Source organism: Bradyrhizobium sp. 21, assembly GCF_023073335.1.
GTDB lineage: Bacteria > Pseudomonadota > Alphaproteobacteria > Rhizobiales > Xanthobacteraceae > Bradyrhizobium.
The window spans coordinates 347,197-361,796 of sequence record NZ_JADPJG010000012.1; the positions used below are offsets into that span (position 1 = coordinate 347,197).

Sequence of the window (14,600 nt, forward strand, 5' to 3'; positions counted from 1 at the left end):
ACAGTGGTGAGTGGGTGCGATGCCGCCGTTACTCCGCCACCCGCTGCTGCAACCGCGCCTTCACGATCCCGTCGCGCGCGAGCTGATCGGCGCGTTCGTTCTCGGGGTGGCCGGCGTGGCCCTTGACCCAGTGCCAGCGGATCTCGTGCGCCTTCAGCGCGGCATCGAGGCGCTGCCATAGCTCGACATTCTTCACCGGCTTCTTGTCGGCGGTGCGCCAGCCGTTGCGCTTCCAGCCGTGGATCCAGCCGGTGATGCCCTGCCGCACATACTGGCTGTCGGTGTAGAGATCGACCGTGCACGGCTTCTTCAGCGCTTCCAACGCGGAGATCGCCGCCATCAACTCCATCTGGTTGTTGGTGGTGTGGCGCTCGCCGCCGTTCAGCTCTTTCTCCTTGTCGCCGAACTTCAGGATAGCGCCCCAGCCGCCGGGCCCGGGATTTCCCGAGCACGCACCGTCGGTATAGATCGTGACGACGGGAAGCTCGCTCACGCGACCAGTCCGGACGGCAGCAGCCCATAGTCGCGCACGCTCGATACGCTCTGGTGGAAGCGCAGCTTGCGAAAATATTCCAGCGGGTCCTTCGGCCTCACCAGCGCGCCTGATGGCACGTTGAGCCAGTCGACCAGCCGCGTCAGCAGGAAGCGGATGGCGGCACCGCGCGCCAGCAGCGGCAGCGCGGCCTCCTCCGCCTCGGAGAGCTTTCGTACCCGGCCGTAAGCATTGAGGAAAGCGCGCGCCTTGGTGACGTTGAAGGAATGATCCGGCTCGAAACACCAGGCGTTGAGGCAGATCGCGATGTCATAGGCCAGCATATCGTTGCAGGCGAAGGTGAAGTCGATGATCCCCGAAAGCTGGTCGCCGAGGAAGAAGACGTTGTCGTTGAAGAGGTCGGCGTGGATCACGCCTTCGGGCAAATGCTTCGGCCAGACCCCGCTCTCGAGGTAGTCGAGCTCGGCGGTGAGGAACGTGCGCAGGCCCGGCTGCACCTCGTCGGCCCGGTCCGATGCCGCATCGAGCAGCGGCCGCCAGCCGGAGACCGAGAGCGCGTTCGCGCGCTTGATCGCAAAGTTGGCCCCGGCCAGATGCATTTTGGCCAGCCCCTCGCCAACGCCGGCGCAATGGCTCGCGTTCGGCTTGCGCGGCCAGACGCCTTCGAGAAAGGTAATGATCGCGGCCGGCCGGCCCGACAACTCGCGCAGCGCCTCGCCGTCTTTCGCCTTCACCGGCAGCGGGCAGTTGACGCCGTGCTCGGCAAGATGCGTCATCAACGCCAGGAAAAACGGCAAATCATTCTTCGCCACGCGCTTTTCATAGAGCGTGAGGATGAACGACGATTTCTTGTTTTCGTGGGTCGTATGCAGCAGGAAGTTCGAATTTTCGACGCCCTCGGCGATGCCCTTGTAGGAGAGCAATCCGCCGAGGTCGTATTGGCCGAGGAAATCCGCAAGCTCGTCGGCGGCAACGTCGGTGTAGACCGCCATAAAAGTCTACTCGGCGGCGGCTTCGGGGCGCACCTGACGCGGCAGCGGGAAGAACTCGTTCTCCTCCGCGGCCGAGACCGTCTCCACATGCAGCGTGTAGCGCTCGGCGAAGGCGTCCATGATCTCCTCGACGATCACTTCCGGCGCGGACGCGCCCGCGGTGATGCCGAGGCTCTTGATGTTGCCGAACCTGGTCCAGTCGATGTCGGTGGCGCGCTGCGCCAGGACCGCGATCCCGCAGCCCTCGCGCTCGGCGACCTCGCGCAGGCGCTGCGAGTTCGACGAGTTCGGCGCACCGACCACGATCAGCGCGTCGACCACCGGCGCCACCTTCTTCACCGCGAGCTGGCGGTTCGTGGTGGCGTAGCAGATGTCTTCCTTGTGCGGCCCGTTGATGTTCGGGAAGCGCTCCTTGAGGAGCGCCACGATCTCCGCGGTGTCGTCGATCGACAGCGTGGTCTGGGTCACGAAGGCGAGGTTGTTCGGATCCTTCGGGGCAATGGTCTTGGCATCTTCCGCGGTCTCGATCAGGGTCACGGCACCGACGGGAAGCTGGCCGAGCGTGCCGACCACTTCGGGATGATGGGAATGGCCGATCAGGAAGATCTCACGGCCGCGCTTGAAATGGATCGCGGCCTCGCGGTGCACCTTGGTCACCAGCGGACAGGTCGCATCCAGCGAGAACAAATTGCGGGACGTGGCGTCGGCCGGAACCGACTTCGGCACGCCATGGGCCGAGAATACGACCGGCGCGGTGGTGTTTGCCGGAATTTCGGCGAGCTCCTCGACGAAGATCGCGCCCTTCTTCTTCAACCCATCGACGACGTACTTGTTGTGTACAATCTCGTGGCGAACATAGACGGGGGCGCCGTATTTATCGAGCGCCCGTTCCACGGTGTCGATCGCCCGGACCACCCCGGCACAGAAGCCGCGGGGAGAACAAAGCACGATCTTGAGGTCTGGTTTGGCTGACATTGAGCGATCTCGGGACCGAATCACCCATTTCGCCTTCTGGCGGGGGCGGTCATTGGATGGATAGGGCTAAAAACGGTCTGCTTTATAGCGACTTCAGAGGGAATTGGGCCCCCTTTCGGGCGCTGTCAAGGCACTATCTATAGCAGAAGCATTGCGTGGCTACCCCCTACGGGCTTATATGGCGCGAATTCCCTGTCATCGCTGATGACCACCGGCTTCGCCTCCTGAGAGGTGGGCGAAGCACAAAGGAGACTTGCCATGAGCAACGCACCTCTGATGCCCAAGGCGACCGCCGTTTGGCTGCTCGACAACACCGCGCTGACCTTCGACCAGGTCGCCGATTTCACCAAGATGCACCCCCTCGAGGTGCGCGCGATCGCCGATGGCGACGCGGCGCAGGGCATCAAGGGCATGGATCCCCTTTCCAACGGCCAGCTGACCCGCGAAGAGATCGAGAAGGGCGAGAAGAACCCGGACTACCGGCTCCGCCTCCAGGAGAGCAAGGTGGTGCTGCCGCCGCAGCCCAAGCGCAAGGGCCCGCGCTACACCCCCGTCTCGCGCCGCCACGAGCGCCCGAGCGCCATTCTCTGGCTGCTGCGCAACCACGCCGAGCTCAAGGACGCCCAGATCATGCGCCTGGTCGGCACGACCAAGAGCACGATCGCCAGCGTCCGTGATCGCACCCACTGGAATACGTCCCAGCTGACGCCGATCGATCCGGTGACGCTCGGCCTCTGCGCGCAGATGGAGCTCGATTTCGAGGTGGCGCGCGCGGCGAAGGAAAAGCCGATCGACGCAGCCTATGGCGGCGCCACCCTGCTGCCCGCCTCCGAGACCACCAAGAAGGACGAGTTCGAGCCCGCCGAGCGATCGAACGACGACTTCAATGTCGACGCCGTCTTCGCCAAGCTGAAGACGCTCGGCGGCAAGAAGCAGGACGAAGAGGAGGAGTAAGGCTCCACTCTTCCGTCCGTCATCGAATGCAAACGCGGCGGGGAAACCTGCCGCGTTTTTGTTTGTGCCAGCGGCTGAATACCGAAGCCAGCCACGCCCTCGGTGTCGTCCTGGCGAAAGCCAGGACCCATTACCCCAGGGAGCAGTTTGGCGAAGACTCGTTGTTCGGTACTCCTACCGCCCGCCCTCGATAGATTCCGCGGTATGGGTCCTGGCTTTCGCCAGGACGACGTCGGACAAAAAGCGCGCGCCTTACGGCCGCTCCGGATGGTTCAGCATGTATTCGCCGAGGTCGCGCTGGCGGCGGTCGGCGCGGGTGGTCGCGGCGCTGCGCTGGACGTCGCGGTCCTTGCGGCAGGCCACGTATTCCGGCGAGCCGACCGCGTTGCCACGGCTCTGGCAGACCGCGTCGTCATCGTCGCCGCCCATCGCCACCGGCGTCTGGTAGCGCGCGGAGCAGGCGGAGAGAGCGATGGCGAGCAGGACGGCTGCAAGCAGGCGCGGCGCGGCGGCGAGTGGCATACGAGGTCCCCTGTTGGCCGGCCCTGTTTAGCGCGGAATGAGGAGATTGTAAGTCCCGGGAGCCGTTCCCCGCTCACTGTCATTCCCCGCGAAGGCGGGGAATCCGGTACGCCGCGGCAATCATTGGTTCACATAATTTCGGCCGCGGAGTACTGGTTCACACTTTCGCGGGTGATGACAGCAGAGGTCGGAAAGGCGGCATCGCGCCTCACCAGAATGACGCCACCTCACACCCTCCCCTTCAGCGCTTCCCCGATCTCGTCCAGCACCTTGGGGTCCTCGATCGTCGCGGGCATGGTCCAGGACTCGCCGTCGGCGATCTTCTTGATGGTGCCGCGCAAGATCTTTCCGGAGCGCGTCTTGGGCAGGCGGCCGACAATGATGGCGAGCTTGAATGCGGCAACGGGTCCGAGCTTGTCGCGCACCAGCGCGACGATCTCTTTCTCGATCTCGGCCGGAGCCCGCTTCACGCCGGCCTTGAGCACCAGGAAGCCGCAGGGCACTTCGCCCTTGATTGCGTCCTTGACGCCGAGCACGGCGCATTCGGCGACGTCGGCATGCGAGGCCAAAATCTCCTCCATGCCGCCAGTGGAGAGCCGGTGGCCGGCGACGTTGATGATGTCGTCGGTGCGGCCCATGACGAAGACATAGCCGTCCTCGTCCTTGTAGCCGGCATCCGAGGTTTTGTAATAGCCGGGAAATTCGGTGAGATAGGCTTCCTTGAAACGTTCGTCCTGATTCCACAGCGTCGGCAGGCAGGCCGGCGGCATCGGCAGCTTGATGACGATGGAGCCCATGATGTTGGCGCCCACCGGCTTTGCGGCCTCGTCGACCACGTCGACCTGGTAGCCCGGCATCGGCACCGTCGGTGAGCCGTGCTTCACCGGCAGCATGCCGAGCCCAACCGGATTGCCGGCGATGCACCAACCGGTCTCGGTCTGCCACCAATGGTCGATCACCGGCACCTTCAACTGCTGCTCCGCCCATTCCACCGTCGGCGGATCGGCGCGCTCGCCGGCGAGGAACAGCGTGCGGAATGTCGAGAGATCGTATTGCCGGATGAACCTGCCTTCCGGATCGTCCTTGCGGATCGCGCGGAACGCGGTCGGGGCGGTGAAGAAGGCGACCGCCTTGTGCTCGCTGATCACGCGCCAGAATGCGCCGGCATCGGGCGTGCCGACCGGCTTGCCCTCGTACATGATCGAAGTCGCGCCGTGCAGCAGCGGGCCGTAGACGATGTAGCTGTGGCCGACCACCCAGCCGATGTCGGAGCCGCACCACCAGACCTCGCCCGGCTTGACGCCATAGAGGTTGAACATCGACCATTTCACCGCGACGAGATGGCCGCCATTGTCGCGCACGACGCCCTTGGGAATGCCGGTGGTGCCTGACGTATAGAGGATGTAGAGCGGATCGGTGGCGGCAACAGGCACGCAAGGCGCGGTCTTGCCGTCGTTCATCGCCTTGCGGCGCAGGCTCGTCCAATCATAGTCGCGCCCGGGTGTGAGGTCGCAAATGAGCTGCGGTCGCTGCAGCACGATGCAGGCCTTCGGCTTCGCCGTCGCCTGCTTGATCGCTTCGTCGAGCAGCGGCTTGTACTGCACGATGCGGCCCGGCTCGATGCCGCAGCTCGCCGACAGGATCAACTTGGGCTGAGCATCGTCGATGCGGCTGGCGAGTTCTTTCGCGGCAAAGCCGCCGAACACGACGGAGTGCACCGCGCCGATGCGCGCACAGGCGAGCATTGCGACCACGGCCTCCGGCACCATCGGCATATAGAGGATGACGCGATCGCCCTTGACGACGCCGAAATCCTGCATGATGGCGGCGAGCGCCTGCACCTCGGCCAGCAGCTTGGCGTAGGTGAATTTGGTGACCGTGCTGGTCAGCGGCGAATCGTGGATCAGCGCAATCTGATCGGCGCGGCCGCGTTCGACATGGCGGTCGAGTGCGTTGTAGCAGGTATTGACGACGCCGCCGCTGAACCAGCGGCCGTAGACGCCCTGCGAGGCATCGAAAATCTTTTTCGGCGGCTCGATCCAGTCGATCTCAGTGGCCGCCTCGGCCCAAAACCCTTCCGGATCGGCCAGCGAGCGCGCATGGACCTCGTGATAACGACTCTTTCCGTCGGCATTTCCTCGGACGTTCATTCCCGCGCTCCCGTTCCCTTTATTCGCCTGGGCTTGACCATGTGGCAGGACAAACGTCCCGCCCTGACAGGGATCAAGTACCGGCCTTGTTGAGGGGTATTGTCCCGGGAACGCGCTGCGGTTCAAGCTGAAAAGAGCAGAGCTCAGCTGTCCATCGCATTCAGCCGCTGCAACCGCTCCTGCATGACCTTCCTGAGATCATAGCCCGGCCGGCCGAAGCTCGAATTTCGGGTGGCAAGGAAATCGCGCTGGGCGCGGCGGAGATCGCTGGCCGAGCGGGAGCCGGCCGACTTCAGCACGCGCTCATAGGTCTCGGCGATCTGGCGATCGAGCACGCCCAATTGCGGATCGGCGCAGATCATTTTCTCGACCTCGCGCCTGGCCGTGGCGCAATCGAACGAGGGGCCGTTGCCGGAATTCGCCGCGATCGGCCGCAGCGGCTCGGTGCCGAATTTAGCGATCTCCGCGATCATGGTCCGCCGGCCGGCGGCAGCGTTGTCGTTGCCGGGATCGAGCTTGAGCGCCGTCTCGTAATCGGCCAGCGCCTTCCGGCGCTCGCCCATCTTCTTGTAGAGCACGGCGCGGTTGTTGTAGGTCAGCGCGAAATTGGGATCGAGCTTCAACGCGGATTCATAATCGCCGAGCGCAGCACCAAGCTCGCCCTTGAGCTGGTAGGAATCGCCGCGATTGGTGAAGAAGTTCGACCGCGGCGCCAGCCGCAGCGCCTGGTCGTAATTGGCGATCGCCTTGTCGTATTCGCCCAGCGCGGCCAGCGACAGGCCGCGATTGTCGTAATATTCGGGCACCCTGGGATCGAGCCTGATCGCCTCGCCGTCATCGGCAACGGCCTTGTCGAGCTGGCCGAGCTTCTTGTAGGCGGCGCCGCGATTGGTGTAGCTGCGCGGCCGGTTCGGGTCGAGCCGCAGCGCCTCGCTGAGATCGCGAATCGCCTTCTCGTTGTCGCCGCCGAGATAATAGGTCACGCCGCGATCGGACCAGGCCTGCGCATTATCAGGCTTCAGCTTGATCGCCTGGTCGTAATCGGCGAGTGCGCGGTCGAGCCGGCGCTGGTTGGTGTAGACCACGCCACGCAACTCGTAGGCTTCCGCATCCTGCGGATCGAGCTCGATCGCCTTGCTGAGGTCCGCCGCGGCGCGATTGAGATCGCCGCCGGCCTCGCGCAGGAGATCGCCGCGCAGGCGCCAGGCTTTTGAATTCTTGCCGTCGAGCGCGATGGCGCGGTCGATATCCCGCAGCGCCTGCGTGAGCCCGCCCGAAATCCGCGCATTGGCGTCGGCGCGAACGAGCAATGCCGCGGCGCGATCGGCGGCAGGATTTGAGGCCTGGTCGATGATGGCGCCGCATGCCGGGATCAGCTCCGCTGGCGCGGCCTTGCTGCCCATCACACAATCGACGCCGGCAGACGCGGGAGCTGCAAGGACAAGGCTCATCGCCGCACTGAGCAGGGCGATACGCAGCGAGATTTTGGCGGACGCAAACATTTGCGCGGAAGAACGCGTGCCGCACATGGCATAGGGCTCCGGGACATCAGGCTTTCACCATTGTCGCGGCGGGCGAGGGATGGGTTCAATTTTGGGCCTGTCAGGGGCACACCAGCGCCTGCACTCCCTCGCCCCGTTTGCGGGAAGAGGCGAAGGAAAACCTCAATACCCGTCCACCCCGTTGATACGCTGCAGCCGCTCCTGCATGACCTTCTTCAGATCGTACCCCGGCCGGCCGAAGGCGGCGTTGCGGCGGGCGATATACTCGTCCTGCTCGCGCTGGAGTGCCTTGGCTTCTGCGGGATTGCGCGCTTCCCGGATCACGCGCGCGTTCGAGCCAAATATCTCGCGGTCGAGATCGGCGAGCTCGCGATTTCCGCAGATCGCCTTCTCCACAGCCCGGGCGGCGCTCCTGCAATTGAAGCTAGGCTTGCCGGCAACCGCCATCTGCGCGCCGATCCGTTCGAGCTCACGCGCCATTGCCTTGTGATTGGCCTTGGCCTTCTCGTGGTTCGGATCGATCTTCAGCGCCGCGCCAAAATCCTGCACCGCCTTGGGCTTGTCGCCCTTCCTCAGCCAGAGTTCGCCGCGCGCGTTGAAGATATCGGCGAGGCCGGAATCGAGCTGCAGGGCACGGCTGTCGTCGGCGATCGCACGGTCAACCTGGTCGTGCCGCGCATAAAGCGCGCCGCGTGCGATCAGTGCCCTGACCAGGTCCCCTTTGGCGGTCTTCTCGTTGTCGATGACGGCGGCGCAGGTGGAATTGGCCTTGTCCATGTCGTCGGCAGCGCTCGCGGCGAGGCACGGCGCGATATCGACCTGCGCGACGGCGGCTGGCTCGCCCCCGGTGGCGGCACGGGCCGCGCCGAGCGAAAGCGCCGAGAGCGCGACGGCGCCTGACAATTGGATGAGTTTCTGAAAACGCATGCTTGTTGCTGTCGGAAAGTCTTCTTCAGTCTTGTTCAGTCTTGCCTTCGGGCCGCACTATCCATCATAGGGCCGGATTGGTGCTAGCTTGTGGCGCCGCTCAAATCGGTTTCGGGGATCAACGTGTCGACATTCGAATGGATCATCGTGCTTCTGCTCGGCGCCGTTGCCTTATCGGCGCTGGCGCGGCGGATCAAGGTCCCCTACCCGACCTTTCTCGCGATCGGCGGCGCGCTGATCGCCTTCGTGCCGTCGAGCCCGTCTTGGGCGCTGGAGCCCGACCTGGCATTGGCGCTTTTTGTCGCACCGGTCCTGCTCGATGCCGCCTTCGACACCTCGCTGCGCGATCTCCGCAACAATTGGGTTCCAGTCTCCACCCTGGTCGTCGCCGCGGTCGGCCTGACCACGGCCGGCGTGGCCTACGTCGCGCACCGGCTGATGCCTGACATGCCCTGGGCCGCCGCGGTTGCGCTCGGCGCCATCGTGGCGCCGCCGGATGCGGCCGCCGCGGTCGCGATCCTGAGCCAGGTCAAGCTGCCTCACCGCATGGTGAAGGTGCTCGAAGGCGAAAGCCTGCTCAACGACGCGACCGCGCTCTTGATCTATCGCATCGCGGTCGGCGCGGTCGCCACCGAGCATCTGACATGGAGCCAGATCGCGCCGACGATGGCACTGGCGCTGGTCGGCAGCGTCGTCGCGGGACTCGTCGCAGGCCGTATCATTCCGCTGTTCATGGAACGGGTGAAGGAGGCCCCGAGCGCGATCATCGTGCAGTTCGCCACCACCTTCATGGTCTGGATCGCCGCGGAGCATCTCGGCCTCTCCGGCATCCTCACCATCGTGGTCTATGCCATGACGATCGCGCGCTCGGCGGGGCTGCGCATGCCGGCACGGCTGCGGGTGCCCTCCTATGCGGTGTGGGAGACCATGGTGTTCGTGCTCAACGTGCTCGCCTTCATGCTGATCGGCATGCAGATGCGGCCGATCTGGACGCGGCTCGATGCGGACGTGCGCTGGGAATATTGCGTGGCCGCCGCCTGGATCCTGCTCACGGTGGTGCTGGTACGGCTGGCCTGGATCACATTCTACCGCACGACGCTGCGCGCGCTGATCGCGCAGGGGGTTTATCACCCGAAGGATCCGAAGCAGGTCGCCTCACCCAAGGGCGGCCTCATCATCTCCTGGTGCGGTATGCGCGGCCTCGTCACGCTCGCCACCGCCTTTGCCTTGCCGGAAAACTTTCCGCATCGTGACTTCATCGTCTTCTCGGCGTTTGCCGTCGTGCTCGGCACGCTGGTCGTTCAGGGCCTGACGCTGCGGCCGCTGATCCTGGCGTTCGGCCTCAAAGATGACGATCCCGTCGGCATCGAGGTCGCGCGCGCCCGGGCCGTCGCCTATCGCGCGGCGCTCGACGCGATCGAGGACGATCCATCCGAGGAGGCTGAAATCCTGCGACTCGAATATCGCGCCATCCTGATGCAGGCGGACGACGATCCGAACGGCGGCATCACCAACGGCGAACTGCCCGCCGATCCGCTGCGCCGCCGAGGTATCGCGGCCGCGCGCAAATCGATCTTCGACCTTCGCGCCAGGGAAGTGATCGGCGACGATGCGTTCCATCGGATCGAGCAAGAGCTCGATCGCGCAGAATTGAGCGCAGGGGGTTAAATCCCAATCCCCCAACAAGAGCCCTGCACAGGTGGCTAGGGGCTTGAACCAAACGCCGCCTCTCCAGACTCATCCCTCATGACGGCCCTTGTCGACGACCTTCGTGTGCGCGCGCGAGATGCGTCGCCTGCACGATATTTCTATCTCCACATGGCCCTGGCCTGTGCGGCCACCGCTTTTCTCGGCTTCGCGCCGACCTATTGGGTCCCGCTCGCGAACCGGACCTTCTCCGCAAGCCCGGTGATTCACTTTCACGGACTGTTGTTCTTCACTTGGTCTCTCTATTTCGTGATCCAGACCTGGCTCGCGGCCTCTGGCCGCGTCGTCAATCACCGCGCGCTCGGTATCGCCGGCGTGTCGCTCGCGACCGCGATGACGATCTTCGGCTTCCTCGCCTCCGTGCATGTGATGCAGCACTCCGCCGCGCTCGGCCAGAAAGAGGCCGGCATCGCCTTCTCGATCGTGCCGATGAGCGGCATCGTCTTCTTCGCTGGTGTGTTCGTGCTCGCGATCATCAACGTGCGGAAGCCGGAAATTCACAAGCGCCTGATGCTGCTCGCCGCGGTCTCGATCCTCGATGCCGCGATCGCGCGCTGGTTCCTCACCTTCCTCGCGCCTCCAGGACCGCCCGGCCCGCCGCCGGTGCCCGTCACCATCGCGCCGGCCGTGGTCGCATCGCTGCTGCTCGTCGTCGCCATGGTGCGCGACTGGCGCACCGAGGGCCGCGTGCATCCGGTCTACATCACCGGCACGCTGGCGCTGTTGACCGTGAAGGTGCTGAACTGGCCGATCAGCGAGACGACGGTGTGGCATTCGTTTGCCGGCGGGATTCTGGCGCTGGCGCAGTAGAGGCGACGAGGGGGGGGGCCCCACCGGCTCTGACACTCATTCGGCGTCGTCCTGGCGAAGGCCAGCCCATACGCCGCGGCGGCCGTCGTTGAGGAAGATCCAACGACGCCGTCACAACTTCGGACGGTGGCTATGGGTCCTGGCCTTCGCCAGGACGACACTGGAATGTTCGGCGATGAATCACGCCCCCGCCTTGCACGTGATCCCGCCGTCCACCACGAGCTCGATCCCCGTCACATATTTCGCTTCGTCCGACGCCAGGAATAGCGCGGCGTTGGCGACGTCAAAGGCGTCGCCCATGTGGCCCATCGGCACCTGCGCATCGCGCGCGCGCCACATCGCCTCGACATCGCCCTTGGCATAGCTGGCGGCGAGACCTGCGGAATGTTCGACCATCGGCGTCTTCATCAGGCCGGGCAGGATCGCGTTGACGCGCACATGGCTCTTCGCGAACTCGATCGCGGTGGAGCGCGTCAACTGGTTCATCGCCGCTTTGCTGACGTTGTAGCTGATGTAAGAAATCCCGACATGCCGGATCGATGCGATCGAGGAAATGTTGATGATCGAGCCGCCGCCTTGCTTCACCATCACGGGGATGACGTGCTTCATGGCGAGATAGGCACTCTTGAGGTTGACGCTGAAGACGCGGTCCCAGCTCTCCTCGGTGGCATCGACAACGCTGCCCATCTCGGCGATGCCGACATTGTTGTCGAGCACGTCGATGCGGCCGTAAGTCTTGAGACACGCCGCCACCATCGCCTCGATATCGGCTGCCCGCGAGACGTCGGCCGTGAACGCGGTCGCCTTGCCGCCTTCGTCCGTGATGATCTTCGCGGTCTCTTCGGCGGCCGCACCGTTGCGATCGACGCAAAACAATTGCGCGCCCTCGCGCGCAAAAGTGACCGCGGTGGCCTTGCCGTTGCCCCAGCCCGGCCCGATCGAGCCGGCGCCCACCACCATCGCAACCTTGCCCTTGAGCCGATCCATGGCGTGTCTCCCTATTTCTGCTGTTCGTCGCAGATGCTCATCTTGGTGACGTTAGCACCAATCGGATGCCCCACAATCTCGGACAGAGTTTGGCACACCCCATCATGACACAGCCGCCATTCCCCGGCCGCACCGGAATTGCCCAGCACGACCTCCGGCATCGGCGCGCGCGCAGGCCTCCATTGAAACCAGCCGTCGACGAGGCGCGCCTCGGGCGGCGGCTCCATGCCGGGGCCGGTGCCCTTCACCCGCGCCTGCACCAGTTCGAGACCGGCGGGGGTGACGCGCCAGTCTTCCTGCCAGTCGACCTTCGCGATCGAATGCGTCCACACCAGCGTGAAGGCAGACAGCGCCAGCGCCTTCACCCCCGTTGCTGTTGCGAGGCAGAGGCTCACACCGCCTCGACCGTTGCCGGCGGACGCTGCCGCCACTGCCACAGCACGATCGCCGCGGAGAGCAGAAAGCCCGCAGTGTCGCTGAACGGAAAGTCGCCGAGCAGACACATCGCCGCCCCGAGCGCGACCAGGCGTTCCAGAAGCGTCAACCGGGTGAACAGGAAGCCGATCGCGACCATGCCGAACAGCGCGATCGCCACCAGCGCCTTAAAGGTCGCGAGCGCCACCGCGCCGTAGAAGCCGAGCTTGGCCGCCATGGGATCGCCGGCCTGCAGCATCAGGGCCGGCGAATAGACGAAGATGAAGGGAATGACGTAACCGGCAAGCGCGATGCGCATCGCCTCCCAGCCGATCTTGTCCGGGTTCTCCTTCGCGATCGGCGCTGCCGCCAGCGCTGCCAGCGCCACCGGCGGCGAGAGGTCGGCCATGATGCCGTAATAGAACGCGAACATGTGGCTCGCGATCAGGGGCACGCCGAGTTTTGCCAGCGCGGGCGCGGCGAGCGCGGCTGTGATGATGTAGGTCGGGATGGTCGGGATGCCGGTGCCGAGCAGGATCGACAGGAACATGGTCATGATCAGCGCCAGGAACAGGCTCTTTTCGCCGAGCCCGATCACCCAGCCGCCGAAGATGGTGCCGACGCCGGTTTGCGACATCATGCCGATGATGACGCCAACGATGGCGCAGGCCATGCCGACAGTGATGGCGGATTTCGCGCTCTCGGCCAGCGCGTCGCGGCACTCACGCAAGGCCTTGAAGCCGCCACGGACGAAGGCCGTGATCACGATAAGGGCGACGACCACGCTCGCCACCGGCACGATCTGAAGGCCGTCACGCGACAGCGCGGCGACGACGAGCGCGAGCCCGATCCAGAAGATGCTGCGGATCACCATCGAGGACGCGCCGGCCGTGATCGCCGCACCGAGGATCAGCGTCACCGTCAGCGCAAGGCCCATGCTGCCGGCATAGAGCGGCGTAAAGCCTTCGAACAGCATGTAGACCAGCGCCGCAAGCGGCAGCACGAGATACCAGCGCGTCACCAGCGCCTTCCAGGCGCTCGGGATCTCCGAGCGCTTCATGCCGACGAGGCCGTGCTTGCCGGCTTCCAGATGCACCATCCAGAACGCGGAGGCGAAATAGAGCATCGCGGGGATCGCGGCGGCCCTGACGATCTCCGAGTATTGAACGCCGAGCGTCTCCGCCATGATGAAGGCGACCGCGCCCATCACCGGCGGCATGATCTGCCCGCCCATCGAGGCCGTGGCCTCGACGCCGGCCGCGAACGCGCGGCGATAGCCGAACCTGATCATCAAGGGAATGGTGAACTGGCCGACGGTGACGACGTTGGCGACGCCGGAGCCGGAGATCGTGCCCATCATGCCCGAGGCGAACACCGCGACCTTGGCAGGTCCGCCGCGGGTCCTGCCGAATAGCCCAAGAGAAACGTCGGTGAAGAGCTGGATCATGCCGGCGCGCTCAAGGAACGAGCCGAACAGGATGAACAGGAAGATGTAGGTCGCCGAGACGTAGATCGGCACGCCGTAAAAGCCTTCGGTGCCGAACGACAGATGCGTGACGATCTGGTCGAAATCATAGCCGCGATGGTTGAGCGGCGACGGCAAATATTGGCCGAAGAACCAATAGAGCAGGCACGCGCCGCACATCAGCGGCAGCGCCGCGCCCATCAAACGCCGCGTTCCCTCGAAGATCAGCACCGCGAGCAGCGTGCCGACGGCGAGGTCGAGCCTGGTCGGATCGCCGTCGCGCGCGATCAGATCCGCATAGAAGATCCACTGATAGAGCCCGCAGAAGAAACCTGCGCCGCCGATCAGCCAGCCGAGCGCGCGGCCGACATCGCTCTTCGCCGTGAAGTTGGCGATCAGGCCGAAGGTGAGGAGAACGAGGAAGCCGACATGGACGCCGCGCACCACCTGGCTCGGCAGATAGTTGAAGGCGGCGACATAGAGCTGGAAGGTGGCGAAGGCGATGCCGATCCAGTAGGCAAGCGTGCCCCACCAGCCCGGGCCAAAGCCTTCCGGGAAACCGTGCTCGAAATTGTCGAATTCGACCTTGACGGGCTCTGCGGAGCCTTCTGCCTGCAACATGCCCGTATCCCCGCGCCCAACACTGCGGCGCTTATAACATTGAGCTTCCGCTCACCACACCGTCATGGCCGGGCTTGTCCC

General features: G+C 64.8%; 13 protein-coding genes. 3 read left to right on the top strand and 10 right to left on the bottom strand.

Features of this window, described 5'->3' with window-relative positions; translation table 11 throughout:
• Positions 1–28 precede the first annotated feature (28 nt).
• From rnhA to ispH, 3 genes are read right to left on the bottom strand one after another with little or no spacing between them, the layout of a single operon-like run.
• The gene (gene rnhA / locus IVB31_RS15505; RefSeq protein WP_247323560.1) at positions 29–493 is read right to left on the bottom strand and encodes a ribonuclease HI; all 465 of its coding nucleotides are present in this window, start codon (positions 491–493) and stop codon (positions 29–31) included.
• Positions 490–1,485 (bottom strand): homoserine kinase, encoded by a 996-nt coding sequence (locus IVB31_RS15510; RefSeq protein ID WP_247323562.1) that lies wholly within the window; start codon positions 1,483–1,485, stop codon positions 490–492. The genes rnhA and IVB31_RS15510 overlap by 4 nt, the downstream gene beginning before the upstream one ends.
• A 6-nt stretch (positions 1,486–1,491) precedes the next feature.
• Positions 1,492–2,460 (bottom strand): 4-hydroxy-3-methylbut-2-enyl diphosphate reductase, encoded by a 969-nt coding sequence (gene ispH, locus IVB31_RS15515; protein WP_247323564.1) that lies wholly within the window; start codon positions 2,458–2,460, stop codon positions 1,492–1,494.
• 258 nt (positions 2,461–2,718) lie between these two features.
• Here ispH and IVB31_RS15520 point away from each other — a divergent pair, with 258 nt between their 5' ends.
• The gene (locus tag IVB31_RS15520) at positions 2,719–3,414 is read left to right on the top strand and encodes a cell cycle transcriptional regulator TrcR (RefSeq protein ID WP_247323566.1); all 696 of its coding nucleotides are present in this window, start codon (positions 2,719–2,721) and stop codon (positions 3,412–3,414) included.
• Between the two features lie 252 nt (positions 3,415–3,666).
• On the opposite strand, the gene IVB31_RS15525 is transcribed toward IVB31_RS15520, so the two are convergent.
• The 4 genes from IVB31_RS15525 to IVB31_RS15540 form a co-directional block, all read right to left on the bottom strand.
• Entirely contained in the window at positions 3,667–3,936 is a 270-nt protein-coding gene (locus IVB31_RS15525) for a hypothetical protein (protein WP_247323568.1), read from the bottom strand.
• Between the two features lie 227 nt (positions 3,937–4,163).
• Complete coding sequence (locus tag IVB31_RS15530; protein WP_247323571.1) at positions 4,164–6,086, bottom strand: propionyl-CoA synthetase; 1,923 nt, start codon at positions 6,084–6,086, stop codon at positions 4,164–4,166.
• A gap of 143 nt (positions 6,087–6,229) precedes the next feature.
• On the bottom strand, positions 6,230–7,615 hold the full coding sequence (locus IVB31_RS15535) for a tetratricopeptide repeat protein (protein WP_247323574.1): 1,386 nt from the start codon (positions 7,613–7,615) through the stop codon (positions 6,230–6,232).
• A gap of 135 nt (positions 7,616–7,750) precedes the next feature.
• Positions 7,751–8,515: a tetratricopeptide repeat protein gene (locus IVB31_RS15540; RefSeq protein WP_247323576.1), complete on the bottom strand. Its 765-nt coding sequence runs from the start codon at positions 8,513–8,515 to the stop codon at positions 7,751–7,753.
• Between the two features lie 90 nt (positions 8,516–8,605).
• Here IVB31_RS15540 and IVB31_RS15545 point away from each other — a divergent pair, with 90 nt between their 5' ends.
• Together IVB31_RS15545 and IVB31_RS15550 are read left to right on the top strand one after the other, a co-directional pair.
• Positions 8,606–10,183, top strand: a complete 1,578-nt coding sequence (locus IVB31_RS15545) for a sodium:proton antiporter (protein WP_247323579.1) — start codon at positions 8,606–8,608, stop codon at positions 10,181–10,183.
• A gap of 78 nt (positions 10,184–10,261) precedes the next feature.
• Positions 10,262–11,032: a hypothetical protein gene (locus IVB31_RS15550; RefSeq protein WP_247323580.1), complete on the top strand. Its 771-nt coding sequence runs from the start codon at positions 10,262–10,264 to the stop codon at positions 11,030–11,032.
• Between the two features lie 180 nt (positions 11,033–11,212).
• Here IVB31_RS15550 and IVB31_RS15555 read toward each other — a convergent pair whose 3' ends face one another.
• The 3 genes from IVB31_RS15555 to IVB31_RS15565 are packed head-to-tail and all read right to left on the bottom strand — an operon-like array spanning position 11,213 to position 14,519.
• Positions 11,213–12,019, bottom strand: a complete 807-nt coding sequence (locus IVB31_RS15555; RefSeq protein WP_247323582.1) for a glucose 1-dehydrogenase — start codon at positions 12,017–12,019, stop codon at positions 11,213–11,215.
• Positions 12,020–12,030: 11 nt separating this feature from the next.
• Positions 12,031–12,450 carry a DUF1850 domain-containing protein gene (locus IVB31_RS15560; RefSeq protein ID WP_247323735.1) on the bottom strand — a complete coding sequence of 140 codons (420 nt, stop codon included), beginning with the start codon at positions 12,448–12,450 and terminating at the stop codon, positions 12,031–12,033.
• On the bottom strand, positions 12,411–14,519 hold the full coding sequence (locus tag IVB31_RS15565; protein WP_247323584.1) for a TRAP transporter permease: 2,109 nt from the start codon (positions 14,517–14,519) through the stop codon (positions 12,411–12,413). The genes IVB31_RS15560 and IVB31_RS15565 overlap by 40 nt, the downstream gene beginning before the upstream one ends.
• Positions 14,520–14,600 lie beyond the last annotated feature (81 nt).